The organism is Nonlabens arenilitoris (assembly GCF_002954765.1).
Lineage (GTDB): Bacteria > Bacteroidota > Bacteroidia > Flavobacteriales > Flavobacteriaceae > Nonlabens > Nonlabens arenilitoris.
In genome coordinates, this window is record NZ_MTPW01000001.1 from 2,589,737 (window position 1) to 2,607,218 (window position 17,482).

General features: G+C 35.7%; 18 protein-coding genes. 3 read left to right on the forward strand and 15 right to left on the reverse strand.

Annotated features, from left to right (window positions below):
- Nucleotides 1–24 precede the first annotated feature (24 nt).
- From BST92_RS15240 to BST92_RS11540, 5 genes are all read right to left on the reverse strand, one after another.
- Nucleotides 25–399 (reverse strand): ZIP family metal transporter, encoded by a 375-nt coding sequence (locus tag BST92_RS15240; RefSeq protein ID WP_245910918.1) that lies wholly within the window; start codon nucleotides 397–399, stop codon nucleotides 25–27.
- A gap of 38 nt (nucleotides 400–437) precedes the next feature.
- Nucleotides 438–719 (reverse strand): ZIP family metal transporter, encoded by a 282-nt coding sequence (locus BST92_RS15245; RefSeq protein WP_245910920.1) that lies wholly within the window; start codon nucleotides 717–719, stop codon nucleotides 438–440.
- Between the two features lie 217 nt (nucleotides 720–936).
- Nucleotides 937–1,686 (reverse strand): hypothetical protein, encoded by a 750-nt coding sequence (locus BST92_RS11530; RefSeq protein ID WP_105071589.1) that lies wholly within the window; start codon nucleotides 1,684–1,686, stop codon nucleotides 937–939.
- Nucleotides 1,687–1,761: 75 nt separating this feature from the next.
- Nucleotides 1,762–2,196, reverse strand: coding sequence for a cupin domain-containing protein (locus BST92_RS11535; RefSeq protein ID WP_105071590.1), 435 nt, complete (start codon nucleotides 2,194–2,196; stop codon nucleotides 1,762–1,764).
- 85 nt (nucleotides 2,197–2,281) lie between these two features.
- Nucleotides 2,282–4,012 (reverse strand): sodium:solute symporter family protein, encoded by a 1,731-nt coding sequence (locus tag BST92_RS11540; protein ID WP_105071591.1) that lies wholly within the window; start codon nucleotides 4,010–4,012, stop codon nucleotides 2,282–2,284.
- Between the two features lie 116 nt (nucleotides 4,013–4,128).
- On the opposite strand from BST92_RS11540, the gene pfkA reads away from it, so the two are divergent.
- The 3 genes from pfkA to BST92_RS11555 all read left to right on the forward strand — a co-directional run bounded on the left by pfkA (nucleotide 4,129) and on the right by BST92_RS11555 (nucleotide 7,129).
- Entirely contained in the window at nucleotides 4,129–5,115 is a 987-nt protein-coding gene (pfkA, locus tag BST92_RS11545; RefSeq protein WP_036581996.1) for a 6-phosphofructokinase, read from the forward strand.
- Between the two features lie 69 nt (nucleotides 5,116–5,184).
- Nucleotides 5,185–6,189, forward strand: coding sequence for a type I glyceraldehyde-3-phosphate dehydrogenase (gene gap, locus BST92_RS11550; RefSeq protein ID WP_105071592.1), 1,005 nt, complete (start codon nucleotides 5,185–5,187; stop codon nucleotides 6,187–6,189).
- Nucleotides 6,190–6,271: 82 nt separating this feature from the next.
- Nucleotides 6,272–7,129: a BadF/BadG/BcrA/BcrD ATPase family protein gene (locus BST92_RS11555; RefSeq protein WP_105071593.1), complete on the forward strand. Its 858-nt coding sequence runs from the start codon at nucleotides 6,272–6,274 to the stop codon at nucleotides 7,127–7,129.
- Here BST92_RS11555 and BST92_RS11560 read toward each other — a convergent pair.
- The 10 genes from BST92_RS11560 to BST92_RS11600 form a co-directional block, all read right to left on the reverse strand.
- Entirely contained in the window at nucleotides 7,126–7,629 is a 504-nt protein-coding gene (locus BST92_RS11560; RefSeq protein WP_170061747.1) for a CIA30 family protein, read from the reverse strand. The genes BST92_RS11555 and BST92_RS11560 overlap by 4 nt on opposite strands.
- Nucleotides 7,630–7,741: 112 nt before the next feature.
- Nucleotides 7,742–8,464, reverse strand: coding sequence for a hypothetical protein (locus BST92_RS11565; protein ID WP_105071595.1), 723 nt, complete (start codon nucleotides 8,462–8,464; stop codon nucleotides 7,742–7,744).
- Between the two features lie 83 nt (nucleotides 8,465–8,547).
- Complete coding sequence (locus tag BST92_RS15160; protein WP_211292487.1) at nucleotides 8,548–9,453, reverse strand: DUF349 domain-containing protein; 906 nt, start codon at nucleotides 9,451–9,453, stop codon at nucleotides 8,548–8,550.
- A 14-nt stretch (nucleotides 9,454–9,467) separates the two neighbouring features.
- Complete coding sequence (locus BST92_RS15165; RefSeq protein ID WP_211292488.1) at nucleotides 9,468–10,619, reverse strand: DUF349 domain-containing protein; 1,152 nt, start codon at nucleotides 10,617–10,619, stop codon at nucleotides 9,468–9,470.
- 63 nt (nucleotides 10,620–10,682) lie between these two features.
- Nucleotides 10,683–11,474, reverse strand: coding sequence for a shikimate dehydrogenase family protein (locus tag BST92_RS11575; RefSeq protein ID WP_105071596.1), 792 nt, complete (start codon nucleotides 11,472–11,474; stop codon nucleotides 10,683–10,685).
- Nucleotides 11,449–12,468, reverse strand: coding sequence for a DUF368 domain-containing protein (locus BST92_RS11580; RefSeq protein ID WP_105071597.1), 1,020 nt, complete (start codon nucleotides 12,466–12,468; stop codon nucleotides 11,449–11,451). The genes BST92_RS11575 and BST92_RS11580 overlap by 26 nt, the downstream gene beginning before the upstream one ends.
- Complete coding sequence (locus BST92_RS11585) at nucleotides 12,468–13,421, reverse strand: undecaprenyl phosphate translocase family protein (protein WP_105071598.1); 954 nt, start codon at nucleotides 13,419–13,421, stop codon at nucleotides 12,468–12,470. The genes BST92_RS11580 and BST92_RS11585 overlap by 1 nt, the downstream gene beginning before the upstream one ends.
- Before the next feature lie 53 nt (nucleotides 13,422–13,474).
- Nucleotides 13,475–14,746, reverse strand: a complete 1,272-nt coding sequence (locus tag BST92_RS11590) for an adenylosuccinate synthase (RefSeq protein WP_105071599.1) — start codon at nucleotides 14,744–14,746, stop codon at nucleotides 13,475–13,477.
- Complete coding sequence (locus BST92_RS11595) at nucleotides 14,746–15,213, reverse strand: Fur family transcriptional regulator (protein WP_036580631.1); 468 nt, start codon at nucleotides 15,211–15,213, stop codon at nucleotides 14,746–14,748. Before BST92_RS11595 ends, BST92_RS11590 begins: the two co-directional genes overlap by 1 nt.
- A 5-nt stretch (nucleotides 15,214–15,218) precedes the next feature.
- A complete protein-coding gene (locus tag BST92_RS11600) occupies nucleotides 15,219–17,420 on the reverse strand; it encodes a RelA/SpoT family protein (protein ID WP_105071600.1) in 2,202 nt (733 codons plus the stop codon).
- Nucleotides 17,421–17,482: the final 62 nt, after the last annotated feature.

Consider the following 17,482-nt stretch of genomic DNA (forward strand, 5'->3'; position numbering starts at 1 on the left):
ATATACTATTCCTTTTTCATAACATCATTCCCCTAGATTATTCAAGAATAAAGCGATAATAAGCCCAATAGTTGTGGCTATTCCAGACCAGTATTTATCTTTCTTAAATGATTTAGGAAATACCTCTAAAGCTAGTGAAGCTACTACAGCGCCACCTGCAAAACATTTTATATAATTTAAATACTCTTGTTTTACATCAGTTAATAAAAAATGACCTATTAATGCTGCACCAGCAAGAATAGCGGCGGTAGCGACCCACAAAAGGAGCACTTTCTTTTTAGAATGATTTTCAGCCATTTCTTTAGCACCACCAGCAGCTTCTGGTAAATTAGACAATAAAATAGAACCAGATAATGCTGCTACAGATAAAGGACCAGCACCTATTAAAGCTACGCCCAATGCCAGATTCTCAGGTATACCATCTAGTGTAATTGCAGCTAGTAAACCACCACCACTGTCATCACCCCATTTTTTTTAACAAGATAATCTAATCCCGTAAACGTACTAGCACCTATAAATACTACCGTTATAGCAACGTAAAAAGAATTATTCTCAATCGCTGGACTGATAAGCTCCAATAGAGCAGACACTAATAAAGCGCCACCAGCTAAAGCTACCAAAAAACCTTCTGTTTTTTTAGAGAGGCTACCATATATACCCCATAATGCACCAGCAATTAATGCTGCCGATACTACAAATATTACAATGCTAGTTGTCATACTTATTCATTTTATGCCCCATGTGCGGTTGATTATTACGCTTTCGCGAAAGCGTAATCCATGAACATTTATTTCACAAAACACCTTAGAAAATGAATCCATCAATAAATATGGATTAAGCACATAAGAATTTCCTTTTTAAAAATACTTAATTTAAAAAAGCCCAAATAAAAATTTTAAAAATCTTTGAGCTTTGGGGAAAGAATAAAGCTTTAAACTAATTCTGGTCCAGATAAGCATGGAACCAATAGTCGATACGAATAGGTTCTTTTTGCGTTGATGGTCTTTCACCACGGTTGCCTCTACCGCCACCAGATCCACCACGACCACCGCCACGTTGATTGCCTCCTCGCATACTTACGCCAGTATCTGATTGACCTTCACGGTCTTTATTTTTTTCTGGCATGTTTGTAAAAACACCTATGGTAAGTTGTGACAGATCAATTTCCTCTTCTTTAGAAATTTTATTCTTAGGGATCTTTATGAAATATTCTAGAACGTTTTGTTCTTCGCCAGTCATTTGAAAGCCCAGTGAGATGTCAAAAGCATTTAAATCTTTATGAAACTCTTGTTGATCGCCATAAAAAGCAAATTCTGCTTCACCTGGTACACTAGCAATAATTTCTTGATAATCGATAGTAGGCGCTTCTTCTGTATTATTTTGTGGTCTAGATGATCTATTAGGGCGTTGCGGTGTGCTGTGATATGGATATCTTACAAATACTTCTTTCTCTTTATGGCCAGTTTCATCAAAGTAAACGGTAAGTCCGTGTCTAAGGATAGAGAGCGACGTTTCTTTATGAGAGGTACTTATAGTTAAAAATAAATAGTTAGAATCTTGATCCACTGTATAATTGATGTGATGATCTGTGACCTGTGTAGCATTTGCAGGTTCTTGAATCATTGCTAGTGTACCATTACTGGTAAATACGGCAATAAAAAACCATAAGAGTTCTTTAAATCTCATAACTGTCCTTTTAAGTTGGTCCTATGACTGCTTGAACATGAAAAAGTTTAAAGAATAAAAATACGCAGCAACTAATCAGGCATTATAGATGTCAAATGATTCGGCTACAGATTCCATTAAATCTTCATTTTCAAAATCCTGATCAGACATTTTAGAAAGTCGCTCTAGGTATTTGTCAAACTGTCCATTTTTAAAAATAGTAAGCATCTTGCCACCATGTTTACAACGAGCCGCATGCCAGATGTTGACAGGTACGGTTATGGTATCTCCTTGTTTGAGAATAATGGTTTGATCATCAAATATCAAATCCACCTCGCCTTCTAGGATATAAAAGACCTCAGTCATCAATTTATGATGATGTCTAGGTAAATAAAATCCTGGCTTTAGAGTATCCTCAACGATACATAATTCACCGTTAGTTTGATCAGAAGATAGTTTTACAAAGCAGTGATCTTGTGAGTAGTTATAGTTTTTACCTTCGCCTTTTCTTATGGTTTCTACTTTATTCATGTTAATAATTGATTTTATTTCCACTTTTTCGCGCAAGCAAAAAAAATAGTTTTGAGTATTGATACTTAAGCAATTGATTTAGGTATTAAAATAACTTCTTTCTTAACGCTATTAATCCCAAAACACATATAATAAATAGTCCCATTAGACTACTTCCCATTGTATAATCTCCATAAAGAAATTTACCGATAGAAAACAGCAGGCTGTATACCCCAATGATTCCCATAAAAAAGCCCCAAATTTTTACTGGAAAATTATGGAACTTTGATTCTTTTCCAAAAATGACATGATTAAAGTGCTCTAGAGTCTCTGCTTGTGTAGGTCTGGTGGTAAATGTGGCGATAAGCCATGCAACGGTAGTAACAACAACGTTGAAACATATTTTTTCATAACCAGCCCAGTTTGCAAATAGTTGCGTGTCTAATCGACTGTCTGCAAAAAATATCATAGCAATAATTAAAGAGCTTGCCATTGCGGTAATCTCACTCCATGGATTAATACGATGCCAAAACCATCGCATAATAAACAGCAAGCCTGATCCAGCACCTATTTGTATGACTAGGTCAAAAGCATCCTTTGCTTGTTCTAAAACTAATGATAATAGGCCAGCACAAGCCATCATGGCAACGATAGAAAGCCTTCCTACTATTATTTTTTGTTTTTCACTGGCATCCTTTTTTATAAACCTAGCATAGAAATCGTTCACTACATAACTAGAACCCCAATTTAAATGAGTGGATATAGTGCTCATAAAAGCAGCTATTAAACTAGTAATAACTAGGCCTAACAGACCAGCAGGTAAGAACGTAAGCATCGCTGGGTAACTCAAATCGTCTTTAACAAACTTAGGATTTAGATTAGGAAAAGCAGTCGCTAGCGAGTCTAAATTAGGATAGATAATAAGAGATGCCAGTCCTATAATGATCCATGGCCATGGACGTAAGGCATAGTGTGCTAGATTAAAAAATAACACGGCCCAAGTGGCGTTTTTTTCATCCTTTGCTGCAAGCATGCGTTGTGCAACATAGCCACCACCACCAGGCTCTGCACCAGGATACCAGGTACTCCACCATTGAACAGCAAGTGGGATTAAGAAAATACCCATCATCAACTCTGTATTAGAAAAGTCAGGCAGTAAATCAATCTTACCGGCAACATTAGGATGCGTGATGAGGTTTTGCATACCATTGATCTCAGGTAAGTCTAGAATGTACATAGTAGCCCATATAGATCCTACCATGGCAATTATAAACTGTATAAAATCTGTGATTAACACGCCTTTTAATCCACCTAATAAAGAATAAAGTACGGTAACAATAGAAGCAATCCACAATGTTTCACCTGCAGTAAAGCCAAACATCACATTACCTATTTTTATTGCTGCCAGGCATACGGTAGCCATAATAATGACATTAAATATAACGCCTAGATATATCGCTCTAAAACCTCTCAAAAACGCTGCACTTTTACCATGATATCTTAACTCATAAAACTCTAGATCTGTAGTAACTCCACTGCGGCGCCATAATCTAGCATAGAAAAAGACCGTTAACATACCGGTAAGTAAAAAAGCCCACCATTCCCAGTTACCGGCTACACCGGTATTGCGCACGATACCTGCGACCAGATTAGGCGTGTCTGCTGCAAAAGTGGTAGCCACCATAGAAACTCCTAGAAGCCACCATGGCATGTTACGACCAGATAAATAAAAGGAAGATGCGTTCTTAGAACTTTTTTTTGAGACAGCTATTCCTACAAATAGTGATACTAAAAAGAACGATATGATGATCAGAAAGTCAATGAGTTCTAGTGCCATAGGTAAAAGTTATTAACGATAACGTTTGAATTTTTAGAATTGGTTAAATATAGAATAAAACATGAGTTTCATTAAGGATTCTTTGCTAGATTAGCATGGATTATATGAAAAACGCAATGAATCAAACGATTAAGAAAATAGGTGTTATGACCTCTGGAGGCGATTCTCCAGGGATGAATGCTGCATTAAGATCAGTAGTACGTACCTGTGCATTTCATGGTGTAGAATGTTTAGGTATTTATCGCGGTTATCAAGGATTGATAGAAGGTGATTTTAAAGAAATGACTGCACGTAGTGTCAATAATATCATTAATAAAGGTGGAACGATACTTAAAAGTGCACGTTCTCAAGAATTCCGCACGGTAGAAGGAAGAAAGAAAGCTTATGAGCACGTAAAAGCATCTGGTATGGATGCGTTAGTGGTAATAGGTGGAGATGGTAGTTTTACCGGTGGTATGGTCTTTAATGAAGAGTTTAACTTTCCTGTAATGGGAATTCCTGGTACTATAGATAATGATATTTATGGGACCAGTTCAACCTTAGGTTTTGACACTGCATTAAATACGGTAGTAGAGTGTATCGATAAGATTAGGGATACGGCCAGTTCTCACAACAGACTATTTTTTGTAGAGGTCATGGGACGTGATGTAGGGCACATCGCTCTTAATGCTGGAGTAGGTGCTGGTGCAGAGGAGATTCTTATACCTGAAGAAGACATGGGGAAAGATCGTCTCGTAGAGAGTTTAAAACGCAGTCGCGAGTCTGGTAAATCATCGAGTATAGTAGTAGTTGCCGAAGGTGATAAGACAGGTGATAACGTGTTTGAGTTAAAAGATTATGTAGAGAAGAACATGCCAGAGTATGAGGTACGTGTATCTGTACTAGGTCACATGCAACGCGGTGGCTCGCCATCATGTTGGGATCGTGTTCTCGCCAGTCGTATGGGCGTTAAAGCAGTAGAAAGTCTTCTAGAAGGTAAGACTAATTATATGGTCGGTATCAATAATAATAAGATTGAGTTATGTCCATTGGACATGGCTGTAAAAGGTAAAACCGAAATTGACACAGAGCTCTTACGAGTATCTGATATCATGACGGTATAATAGATTTTTTAAATACGCTTTCGCGAAAGCGTGCAAACAACAATTAATAAGAACTAACAATTAAATAAGATGAGTAAAAAACTGAAATTAGCAATCAACGGATTTGGTCGCATAGGACGTATCGTTTTTAGAGCAACTCTAGAACGTGCCAACGTAGAAGTAGTAGCAATTAATGATTTAGTAGATGTAGAACAACTAGCTTACTTGCTAGAATATGATTCTGTACACGGACGTTATGGTGGATCTATTGAAATTAAAGATGGTAACTTAATCATTGACGGCGTACAAGTTCGTGTCACTGCAGAGCGTGACCCGAAGAACTTAAAATGGGATGAAGTAGGAGTAGACGTTGTTGCAGATTGTACCGGTATTTTTACTGATCTAGATAGTGCACAGGCACATATCGATGCTGGAGCAAAGAAAGTGGTGATATCTGCACCATCAAAAACAGCACCTATGTTTGTAATGGGTGTTAACGATCATGAATTAACTGCAGATCATAAAATTGTATCTAACGCTTCATGTACGACAAACTGTCTAGCACCTATGGCAAAGATACTTGATGAGAATTTTGGTATTGCTGAGGCTTTAATGACTACAGTACATGCAACTACAGCAACGCAAGCAACTGTTGATGGTCCTAGCAAGAAAAACTATCGACTAGGTCGTAGTGCTATGAATAATATTATACCTGCAACAACTGGTGCGGCAGTGGCAGTTACTAAGGTGATTCCATCTTTAAAGGGGAAATTAACGGGTATGGCGTTCCGTGTGCCTACGGTTGATGTATCTGTAGTAGATTTAACGGTTAAGTTAAATAAAGAAACTTCTCTAGAAGAAATTAATAAAGCGTTTAAAGATGCGTCTACAGGTGCTATGGCTGGTGTAGTAGGTTATACTGATGAAGCAGTGGTGTCACAGGATTTTGTAAGTGATGCTAGAACTAGTATATATGATGCAGGCGCAGCTATAGAATTAAACCCTACATTCTTTAAGTTAGTTAGCTGGTATGATAACGAGTTTGGTTATTCTAATAAGTTAGTAGACCTAGCTGAAAAAGTACACTCTCTATAATTTTAAAAAGGCTATCGATTACATATCGATAGCCTTCTTTTTTCTATCCAGCCCAAGGATAGACTTTATTAAATACTTTTTTATGATTTTAATTACAGATAGTGGCTCTACTAAGTGCGACTGGATTGCTCTTGATAATAATGGAGAGCAGCTATTTAAAGTGAAAACAGGTGGTATGAATCCAGCCATTCTTACTCTTGAAGAATTGCCTTTGCGCATTCTAGAAAGTAAAGAATTAGTAGCACATAAGGATCAGGTTGAAAAACTATTTTTTTATGGTGCAGGTTGTGGTACAGAAAATCCTAGACTTGCTCTTGAGAATTTATTGAAAAATTATTTTTCAAATGCAGAAGTAGTCGTTAAAGAAGATACAGCAGCGGCGGTTTATGCGGCAGTAGGTGATGAGCCTGGCATCGTTTGTATATTAGGTACTGGTTCTAACTGCTGTTTCAGTGATGGAAATACTATAGAGCAACGTGTCGTTTCTCTTGGATATACGCTTATGGATGAGGCCAGTGGGAACTGGTATGGTAAAAATTTATTGAGAGATTATGGTTTTAAAAATATGCCATCAGATTTAATGAATAAATTTGAAAAAGCATATAATCTGGATCCGGATTATTTAAAATTTCATCTGTATAAGCAACCTAATCCTAATGCTTTTCTAGCGCATCATGCTGAATTTATTTTTCAAAACCTTGATGAACGTTACATTAAAAAATTACTTAGGAAAGGATTGCGTAAGTTTTCTCGTAATATGATTTTACAATTTAGAGAAGAAATTAAATCTTATGAAGTTCATTTTGTAGGTAGTATTGCCCACTTTGCACAAGATAGAATTAAACAGGTCGCTGCAGAGTTTGGTTATGAAGTTGGAAACATAGTACGTAGACCGATTGATGGTCTTGTAGCATATCACAGAAATAAATTAAAAGCTTAAATAAATTTGATGTAGTCTATTTGCAATTCAAAAGGACCTTCTTCTTTATCTAATAATATAATTCCCAATCGCAAGATGTTTTCTAATTGTGATTGGGATATTTTTTTACCGGTTTGTTCTCCTACTTTATATTCTTTAAAATTTCCGAGCGGTAATTGAACGGTAGTCCACTGATCACTATTATTAGAAAATTGATGTTTATAGTTAGGATACCACCAGGAACGATAAGCATCTAACTGAAAAGAAAACCGCCGGCCTGTACTTTTAAATTTTATTTCAACAGCTGTGAGGTCTTTAAGATTAAAATTTCCATAAGGACTGCGATAGCTGGCAAAACCACCATTATTTTTTAATGATGTTGTACCAGAAAATAAAACGTAATTTTCATATGCCACTGCTGTGCTTTGCGATAAACCACCCATTACGTCATCATTTACTATCACCCAATCATTAGTATTCCCAGATTTACCAAAATCAATAATATCTATAGTATTTATCATACTTATGGGAATCAATAATAAAATGAGAAAACGTACCATGTTAAATAAGTCGAATGATATGGTAAAGCTTTCTATCGATAAGTAAAATTAAATTCAGATGCTTTATATGGCTCTATTGCCGTTGCACAAATTGTTGAATTTCTTTACCATCTGTGAAATAGTAGTGGACTACTGTGTTGTTGAGGTCCTCTATTTGAAACAAGAATTGTAGCTCTTTTATTTTTCTAAAATCTATATCGTTAATCATCCATTGTGGATAGCCATATATTTGTTGTGTAATATCTATATCGCATAGTGCTTTTTTAGCTCTTTTATAAAGTGTCCATGGATGGTTAGGAGCAAGTTTAACGATCAGTTTGTGGATTTCAGGATACCTGTGTATTATTTCTTCCCAGATAGGAAGAGAAACGATAGCAGTCTGTTTGTACCTTTTATCTGAGATAAGATTTAAATCTGATGGTATAAGTTCCTTTAACTCATTCCATTCTTCTTTCTTAAAATAGAAATATTGCAAATTAGTATGATCTTTTCGTAAGCCGTCTTCATGCTGAAAAATAGCTACTTTAAAATCATTTGTAGTTAAAGAACCTTGGTACTGTAACGGCTTATCCTTCCTGTTACTAGGCCATATGCTATCTATAGGGAATAATGGGAATTTATCGTCAACTTCATTTGATTGTGAAAGATGTTGAGCAGGCAATTGAATAGGCCTTAAGGCCTCTACAACGGTTTGAATAGTGGTTTGAGAAATTTCCGCTTTTGGATCACGACTATCCATCAAAGAGCCATGTTCACCTTTAGGTGTTTCAAAAAGGCTTTTTAAAAATTTAAACATGACTTCTGATTTTGATTATAAAAATAAAAAAAAGCACCAGAATCTACTGGTGCTTTAAAGTTATGCTATTCAATAGAACTGAACTATTCTGTTGCCTCAGAAGATTCTTCATCTTTTGAATCTTCGTCATCTGTTTTGTTCATTTGACGTTCAAGAATATTGAGCTGTTTTTGCTTTTCTTTAATTAAGTCTAGTTCTTTATCTAATGCAGCTGTGTTCTTTTTTAGTTGAACTACAAAAGGGTTTTTATCATCTTTTGCGTTAATAAACTGCATGTTATTTTCAAGCTGTCTTTTTTCGTCTTGTATTTCATCACGACGCTTTTTTAAATAAAAGCGCTCATTTGTAAAATCACGAGCATCTCCAGATTCTAAACTAGAAAGTTTAGACTGATATTTAAGCATTTCTGCATCCACAGCGCTCATTCCAGCAGCTTTTAATTTAGCTTGTAATAATTTATCAAACTTGTCTTGAATATGACGTTTAGAATAAGGAACTCTACCTATTGCTGCCCAGTCTGCCATATGTTTTTCAACATCAGCCTTCATAGCATCTTGATCATCTTGTGGTAACATTTCTTTTAAGGCATCAAAGACTCTCATCTTTGCCTCAAAATTTGCTGTTTCCTCAGCATTCTCTTCTTTTCTTTGTGCATTTTTCTTATCAAAGAAACCATTACACGCAGCCTGAAAACGCTTCCAGATTTTATCACTTACTTTCCTAGGAACATGACCTATCTCTTTCCATTCACTTTGAATACGCTTCATAACAGGTAAAGAGCCATTGAAATCATCGCCAGCCAGGTGCTGCTCAGCAATCTCTATAAGTTTCATTTTCTTATCTAGATTCTCTTGCTGATCTTTCTTTAGGTCTTTATAGAAGGCGTTTTTTGCATGATTAAATTCACGTCCAACAATTCTAAATTGTTCCCATAAATGATTGTTCAATGCTTTAGTTGCAGGTCCAGTTTGAGTAAATAATTCTTTCAAAGCATTTACTTCCTCTAGACGGTCCTGCCATCCTTTATGATTTTTGGCACCAGCTGCTGTAATTTTTTAATTTCAGCGATTATGTTTTGCTTAATCGTTTGGTTTTTATCAGCTAGTTTATCGCGCTCTTCATAATAAGCTTGTCTTTTATCATGTATCACTTTAGTTGCTGCACTAAATTTATCCCAGATTGGATCTCTATGTTCTTTAGCTACTGGTCCAGCATCTTCTTTCCACATGCGGTGTAATTCTTGAAGCTCACGTAAAGCCTTATGGATGTCTGGCTCATTTCCTAGCTCTTCAGCACGTGCGATGATTTTATTATGAAAATCTAGATTACGTTCAAAGTCTTTATCACGTAATTCTTTACTTAAATCAATGTAATCATAGAAGTTTTGAGTGTGTAAACGATAATCATTCCATACGATGTTATAAGCATCATGTGGTATTTTACCAGTATTTTTCCACTCTTGTTGTAGGGCATTGAACTTTTTAAAAGTAGTCCCTATATTTTCCTCTTCATCAATTAAATTCTTAATAGATTCAATGATGTTTTTTCTCTTTTCAAGATTGTCTTCTTGTTCTTTACGTTGTTGACGTTGAAACTCTCCACGTTGTTTGCGATATAAACTGTGTAAATCGTTAAACTCTTTACTGATAGGATTATCATAAACAAACTCTGGAGCCGGAGCTTCTTCTGTAGCTGGATTTGCTTTTACAAATTCATCACGAGCTTCTTTCTCAGCTTCTTGATCTTTTGATTCAAACGCTTTTTTGATATCATCTACATGAGTTTTAATCGTGTTGATAGGAAAATCCTGTATCAATTGTCTTAAAGATGCTACTAATGCAGGCATTTCTAAGGTATTATAATCTGTATCAGGCAATGTTTGAGCTTCAACATCTTCTACATGATCATCACTGTCGTCATCATTGTCTGTAGTAGTCTCAGTTTCTTTAAGAGTTTCAGCTGGTGCTTCAACTTTCTCATCCTTAATATCTTCACTAGTTACGGTTTCTGCTGGTGTAACTGTGGTTGCTTCTACATTTGTTGTAGATTCTGTATTCATGTCATTTTCTGGCATGTCTTGTGGGTTCTGGTCAGTGTTGTTCACGTTTTCTAAATTTCCGTCTGCATCTTTATGCAGGTTGTCGTTCGTATCCATAATATAGATTTAAAGGAGTGCAAGATAAAGAGAATCACTAGATATGGCAATGATTAAACAGGATTACTGATTCCATAATTCCCAAGACTTCTCTGCTTGATGTACCAGCATTTGATATCCATTAGTTACTCGAGCACCATGGACCTTTCCCATTTTCATAAACATAGTATTGCTAGGATTGTAGACTAGATCATATAAAATATGCTCTTTTGTGATATGATCATAGGGTAAATCTGGTCTATCTTCAATATCTGGATAAGTCCCTACAGGTGTAGAGTTAATGATAAGTGAAATTATTTTAAGGACCTCGTTATCTACTTTTTCATAGGGAATACTGTACTCGGCCTGTGGATTACGAGAAACAAATAGATGTGGTACTTTAAGCGCATCTAATGTATAAGATATGGCTTTTGACGCGCCACCTGTCCCTAAGATTAGAGCATTTTGTTGAATAGGTAAAAACGGTTCTAGACTTTTTGCAAATCCGTAAACATCTGTATTATGTCCTATCCATTCATTATCTTCTATAACTACTGTATTTACAGCGCCTATAGTTTTGGCTTCAGGTGTTAATCGATCACAAATTTTAAGCATGGATTCTTTGTATGGAATCGTAACATTGAGTCCACGTATGATCTCATTTTTACCATTGGTGGTTTTAGTGATAGGGTTGTAGGTCACGCTTTCGCGAAAGCGTAATAAATCATCCTCTGTTTTTATTTCAAAGTTGCGGTATTCATGATCTTCTAATCCCAAGTTTTCAAATTTTTCTGTAAAATAAGCTCGAGAAAAACTATAGTCCAATCTCTGGCCTATGAGTCCAAAAACGCTATGCGGGATTTGCTTGTTGTCCATATTTATCTATAAGATATACGATTAAGAAACCAGCAATTATAAGTCCTATTGCTAGCCAGGTATGTGCTGTTGTAAGGTCTGGCCAGTAGCGGCTATAGTTTTCTAGTATAGGGTTACCACTAGCGTCTGTCATATAATTACCAGCTACATCTATGGTGTATATTTCTTTTTTCCATGGCCATACCACACCTAGTGAGCCTGTTATAAACCCTATAATCATGGCATTAGTCTCATTGCGGTAGTGTTTAAAGGTCCAGCCCAGTAGGTGTGATAAACTAATGAGACCTATAAATGACCCTAGTAGAAAGACTCCTAAAATAGCGAGTAAGTCCATATGAATAGGATCATTCCACCAAGAAAAATCCCATTGTACGACCGCGACCATCGTATCAAAAAAGGCATTGATACTGTCTACTAAAAGCAATACATAATTACCTAGTAAAATAAGTATAAAACTGCCGCTTAAACCAGGTAAAGTCATGCCAGATATGCTTACCATACCACAAAAAAATACAAAAAATAAGTTAGTATTATCTGTGGCTGGATCTAGTAGTGAGGTACCTACACCTATAGCGGTACCTATAGCTAGAATCATAATATTTTTGCGTGTCCAGGCATCATAATCTCTAGAGATATAATAGATAGATCCTAGTATCATCCCAAAAAATGCTGACCACACCAGTATAGGATAATTTTTAATTAGTATATCAAATCCTTTACTTACTGTAAAATAACTGAGGACTTCTCCCAGAATGATTAGGGATAGAAAACGACCATTTATATATTCATAGAAGGTTTTAAACCTACCATTAAATAATAATTTGAGTGCTTTAAGATTAAGTTTTTGAAATGAATATATGAACTCTTCATAAAATCCGGCTACATATGCCACGACGCCACCACTTACTCCAGGAACCTTATTTGCGGTTCCCATAGCAATGCCTTTTAATACTAAGTAGAATTTATCGCTAAAACTACGGGTAGGTTGTCGCACTAGTTCGTTTTTTTATGAGCTACTTTTTCTAATATAAGTATAAGTAAAAATCCTAGAACCATAAGTATCCCAGCATATAAAATAAGAGCGTCACCCGTAAAATTTTGCGGTAAAATACTTTTCTCTAGAAACGGCACTTCTTCTCCATGTGAATTAATTCTGGTTTTAAGAATCACTTTCCATGGCCATAATTTATTGAGTGAACCTATCATAAATCCTGTAAGTAATGCTAGAGTTAAGTTTTTATGGTTTTCAAATAACCATGTAAGTGCTCTAGAAAATAACTTAATACCCAAAATAGCACCTATGGCTACCATGAGAAGATTGGTAAAATAATCCCATGCTGCACTCCAATCTCCAGCAATAATAGCTTCCATAAATCCTGTAATCGATCCTAGTACTGTTTCATAACTACCTAGTAGTAGTAATAAAAATGCACCAGAAACACCTGGTAGGATCATAGCTATTATCGCTATAAAACCAGAAAATAGTAAATACCACCAGCTTTCTGGAGAGGCAACCGGCTCTGCAATAGTAATCCAGTAAGATAGAGCAGCACCTATAATCATAATGGTGATGGCTGCTACGTTCCATCGTGTGATTTGTTTTGCTATATAAAGGATACTGGCTAGAACTAATCCAAAGAAAAAGGACCAAACTAGAATAGGATGCGCACCTAATAAATAGGTGATTAGCTTAGAAAGACTTAAAATACTGATCGCTATACCAATGATTAATGACAGTAAGAAGCCTAAATTGTAACGTTTAAAAGTGGCAGCTATACCGTGATTAAAAAAAGATTTAAAAACGCCTATATCTAATCTATCAATAGTTTTTATGAGTTCTTCATAAATGCCAGTAATGAACGCTATGGTACCACCAGATACACCAGGTACGACATCTGCCGCGCCCATCAGTATTCCTTTAATTGCTGTTGCTATGTATTTTTTCAAAGGTTAAATCTTTAATGGTATCAAAAAAAAGCCTCAAAGAGGCTTTTTAAAATTTATCTATGGATAGTTTGCGTTCTATCTGGACCTACACTAACTACTTTGATAGGGATTTCTAACTCTTTTTCAAGGAAGTCAATATAATTGTTCAATTCTGCTGGGAATTGTGAAGGATCACTCATTTTAGTTAAATCTTCTTTCCAGCAAGGGAATTCAGTATAAATAGGTGTTACATTTTCTGCCTCAATGTTATATGGTAAATGGTGTATGGTTTCACCTTTATATTTATAACCTGTACAAACTTGTAGACTATCAAAACCTGAAAGCACATCTCCTTTCATCATCATCAATTGTGTAACACCATTGATTTGACAAGTATATTTAAGAGCTACAAGATCTAACCATCCACAACGACGTGGTCTACCAGTAACTGCACCAAATTCGTGGCCTACTTTAGCCATTTCAGCACCTACCTCATCAAATAATTCTGTAGGGAATGGACCACTACCTACACGAGTTGTGTAAGCTTTAAAGATTCCATATACTTCACCTATCTGATTAGGAGCAACACCTAATCCAGTACAGGCACCAGCGGCTGTAGTATTTGAAGAGGTGACAAATGGATAAGTACCAAAGTCTATGTCTAGCAAAGAACCTTGCGCACCTTCAGCAAGAATTGTTTTTCCATTGCGTTGAGCGTTTTGGAAATATTCTTCAGAATCTATAAAGGTTAATTCTTTTAAACGCTCTACTGCGGTAAAGAATTCCTTCTCTAACTCGGCAAGGTCATATTGAATTTGAACATCATGAAAACCGATTAAGGCTTCATGCTTATTTGCTAGATTGCGGTATTTTTCTTTCCAGTTATCTTGTTCTAGATCACCTATACGTAAACCATTACGGCCTGTCTTATCCATATAAGTAGGACCTATTCCTTTAAGAGTAGAGCCTATTTTTGCTTTACCTTTTGAAGTTTCAGATGCGGCATCTAGTAAACGATGTGTAGGTAAAATGATGTGAGCTTTTCTTGAAATGATCAATTTACTCTTGTAATCAATTTTAAACTGCTCTAAACCATCTAATTCTTGTACAAAAACTACAGGATCTATAACAACTCCATTTCCTATAACGTTGATAGCTTTTTCATGAAATATACCTGATGGAATCGTTCTTAAAACGTGTTTAATACCATCAAATTCTAGAGTGTGTCCTGCGTTAGGTCCACCTTGAAACCTCGCGATGATATCATAGTCTGCAGTTAATACATCTACTATTTTTCCTTTTCCCTCATCGCCCCATTGAAGGCCGAGCAATAAATCTACTGCCATTAGTCTTGTTTTTCAGTTGTGTTTTTAAGGCCGTAAAAATATAAAGAATGATTGGTAATTGTGACATTAAAAATCTCTTCAATGGTCTTTTTTATTGACTCTATTCTCGGGTCACAAAATTCGATAACTTCTCCGGTATCTGTAAGGATTACATGATCGTGTTGTTTATCAAAAAATGACTTCTCATAATGCGATTGATTTTGACCAAATTGATGCCTTCTTACCAAACCACTAGCTAGTAATAATTCTATAGTATTATAAAGTGTGGCGCGGCTTACACGGTAATTTTGGTTCTTCATTTTTATGTATAATGACTCCACATCAAAGTGGTCTTCACTAGCATAAATTTCATTCAAAATGGCATAACGTTCAGGTGTCTTACGATGCTTATTATCGGTAAGAAATTGAGTGAATACATTCTTCACTATTTCCTGTTCGTTTTCTAAACTGTTAATAATTTTACTCATATTTTTTATACTCTCGTGACTTTATCAATCCCGTTAAGCTTATTTAAATTTTCCATTAACTTCACGAGCATATTTTTATGGGGTACCACTACAGTGATTTCTCCTTTAAAAATTCCATCATTACTTGTAAAACTAATATTTCTAATGTTTACATGCATGTTTTCAGATATGACTCTAGTCACTTCTTGAACTAATCCCATGCGATCAATACCGGTAAGTATCACGTCTGCACGATACTCTTGCTGACTAGAATCGATCCATTTTGCACTCATGATACGATATGCAAATTTACTTTGCATACTAATAGCATTAGGACAATTATTTTTATGAACTTTAATACCTTCTGTAACAGTAACAAATCCAAAAACAGAATCGCCTGGTAAAGGGCTACAACACTTTGAAAAAGAATAATCTAGTTTTTGTTGATCTTTCCCAAAAACCAACTGATCATAATTCTCAGTTACCTCTTCTTTGTGAATATCAGGATTTTCTTTAGGCTTCCTGATTTTGTTTTTAATAAAAGAATACAAGGCGTTACTACGACTATTTGCGTATTCTTTGATCATTTTATTATCTATAGTTCCTAGACCTACTCGATAAAATAAATCGTGACTGGTTTTTAACTTAAAGAAGTTAACCATTTGATTTATGGACTTTTCATCCAGTGGTATTTTTAAAGAACGTAGTTTTCTATTCAATACAGCTTTACCTTCTAGAGCCAGATCTTTCTGATCATCTTTTAAAGCAGACTTAATTTTTTGCCTTGCTCTAGCGGTAGTTGCATAATCCAGCCAGTTCTTAGTAGGCTTTTGATTTTCTGAAGTGATAATATCTACCTGATCACCACTACTTAATTCATGTGATAAAGGTACTAGTTTACCATTAACACGGGCACCTCGAGTTTTAAGTCCTACTTCAGTATGGATACTAAAAGCAAAATCTAAAGGTGTTGCTCCTTTAGGTAAAGACTTTAATTCACCTTTAGGTGTGAATACAAATATCTCTTTGCTGTATAAATTGAGTTTAAACTCTTCAACAAAGTCTATGGCGCTAGAGTCAGCATTTTCTAGAGCATCTTGCAATCTATTTAACCATACATCTAATCCATCTTCTTGATCACCTTGTTTATATTTATAGTGTGCGGCATAACCTTTTTCAGCAATTTCATGCATACGTTCGCTGCGTATTTGTACTTCTACCCAGCGACCATCTGGTCCCATTACAGTGATGTGTAAAGCTTCATATCCAGTAGACTTAGGACTACTTATCCAGTCACGCAATCGTACAGGATTAGGTCTGAAGTGGTCAGTTACGATAGAATAAATCTTCCAAGCAAGGAACTTCTCATTTGCTCGATCACTACGGAAAACAATACGTACTGCAAACTTATCATAAACCTCATCAAAGGTGACATTTTGCTTTAACATCTTGCGACGTATTGAGAATACAGATTTGGGTCTACCTTTTATGGTGTATTCTAGTCCTTCTTTTTTTAAGGAATCATCAATAATAGAAGCAAAATCAGCAATAAATTGATCTTGTTCCTCTTTAGATTCTTTTATAGATTGTTGTATGTCATTAAAAACATCAGGTTCTGTATACTTTAGTCCTAGATCTTCAAGTTCAGTTTTAATATTATACAGTCCTAATCTATGAGCGATAGGCGCATAAATATATAAAGTCTCACTAGCTATTTTAACCTGTTTATAATCAGGCATACTGTCCATGGTTTGCATGTTATGCAAGCGGTCAGCTATTTTTATGATGATTACTCTTATATCTTCATTAAGCGTGAGTAACATCTTACGGAAGTTCTCTGCCTGTTGAGAGATATCGGCATCTTTTTTAAGATGAGCTATTTTAGTAAGTCCATCAACTATTTTTGCGATCGTAGTGCCAAATAGTCTCTCAATATCATCTAGTGTATATTCTGTATCCTCAACAACGTCATGTAATAATGCAGCGGCTATGGCACTAGCGTCTAGACCTATCTGTTTTGCAACAATTTTTGCTACCGCTATTGGATGAAAGATATAGGCCTCTCCAGATTTACGACGTTGCGGCGCATGTGCTTCTACGGCAATATCAAAAGCCTTGCGTATCAGTTTTTTATCTTCGTCAGTAAGTGTTTGATAACTTATCTTTAGTAGATCTTTATAACCTTGTGCAATGCGTTTATTCTCTTCTAGAATTTCTAGTTCTGTCATATAGTAAAGTTACACTTCTCTTTTTAAAAAGGCAATGATTTTAAAGGGAGATTGTTAGGTTT

What these genes read in the sequence shown, in the direction of transcription:
- BST92_RS15245 (WP_245910920.1), bottom strand. Translation starts at nt 719, where the DNA reads ATGACAACTAGCATTGTAATATTTGTAGTATCGGCAGCATTAATTGCT.
- BST92_RS11530 (WP_105071589.1), bottom strand. Translation starts at nt 1,686, where the DNA reads ATGAGATTTAAAGAACTCTTATGGTTTTTTATTGCCGTATTTACCAGT.
- BST92_RS11535 (WP_105071590.1), bottom strand. Translation starts at nt 2,196, where the DNA reads ATGAATAAAGTAGAAACCATAAGAAAAGGCGAAGGTAAAAACTATAAC.
- BST92_RS11540 (WP_105071591.1), bottom strand. Translation starts at nt 4,012, where the DNA reads ATGGCACTAGAACTCATTGACTTTCTGATCATCATATCGTTCTTTTTA.
- pfkA (WP_036581996.1), top strand. Translation starts at nt 4,129, where the DNA reads ATGAATCAAACGATTAAGAAAATAGGTGTTATGACCTCTGGAGGCGAT.
- gap (WP_105071592.1), top strand. Translation starts at nt 5,185, where the DNA reads ATGAGTAAAAAACTGAAATTAGCAATCAACGGATTTGGTCGCATAGGA.
- BST92_RS11555 (WP_105071593.1), top strand. Translation starts at nt 6,272, where the DNA reads ATGATTTTAATTACAGATAGTGGCTCTACTAAGTGCGACTGGATTGCT.
- BST92_RS11560 (WP_170061747.1), bottom strand. Translation starts at nt 7,629, where the DNA reads ATGATAAATACTATAGATATTATTGATTTTGGTAAATCTGGGAATACT.
- BST92_RS11565 (WP_105071595.1), bottom strand. Translation starts at nt 8,464, where the DNA reads ATGTTTAAATTTTTAAAAAGCCTTTTTGAAACACCTAAAGGTGAACAT.
- BST92_RS15165 (WP_211292488.1), bottom strand. Translation starts at nt 10,619, where the DNA reads ATGGATACGAACGACAACCTGCATAAAGATGCAGACGGAAATTTAGAA.
- BST92_RS11575 (WP_105071596.1), bottom strand. Translation starts at nt 11,474, where the DNA reads ATGGACAACAAGCAAATCCCGCATAGCGTTTTTGGACTCATAGGCCAG.
- BST92_RS11590 (WP_105071599.1), bottom strand. Translation starts at nt 14,746, where the DNA reads ATGGCAGTAGATTTATTGCTCGGCCTTCAATGGGGCGATGAGGGAAAA.
- BST92_RS11595 (WP_036580631.1), bottom strand. Translation starts at nt 15,213, where the DNA reads ATGAGTAAAATTATTAACAGTTTAGAAAACGAACAGGAAATAGTGAAG.
- BST92_RS11600 (WP_105071600.1), bottom strand. Translation starts at nt 17,420, where the DNA reads ATGACAGAACTAGAAATTCTAGAAGAGAATAAACGCATTGCACAAGGT.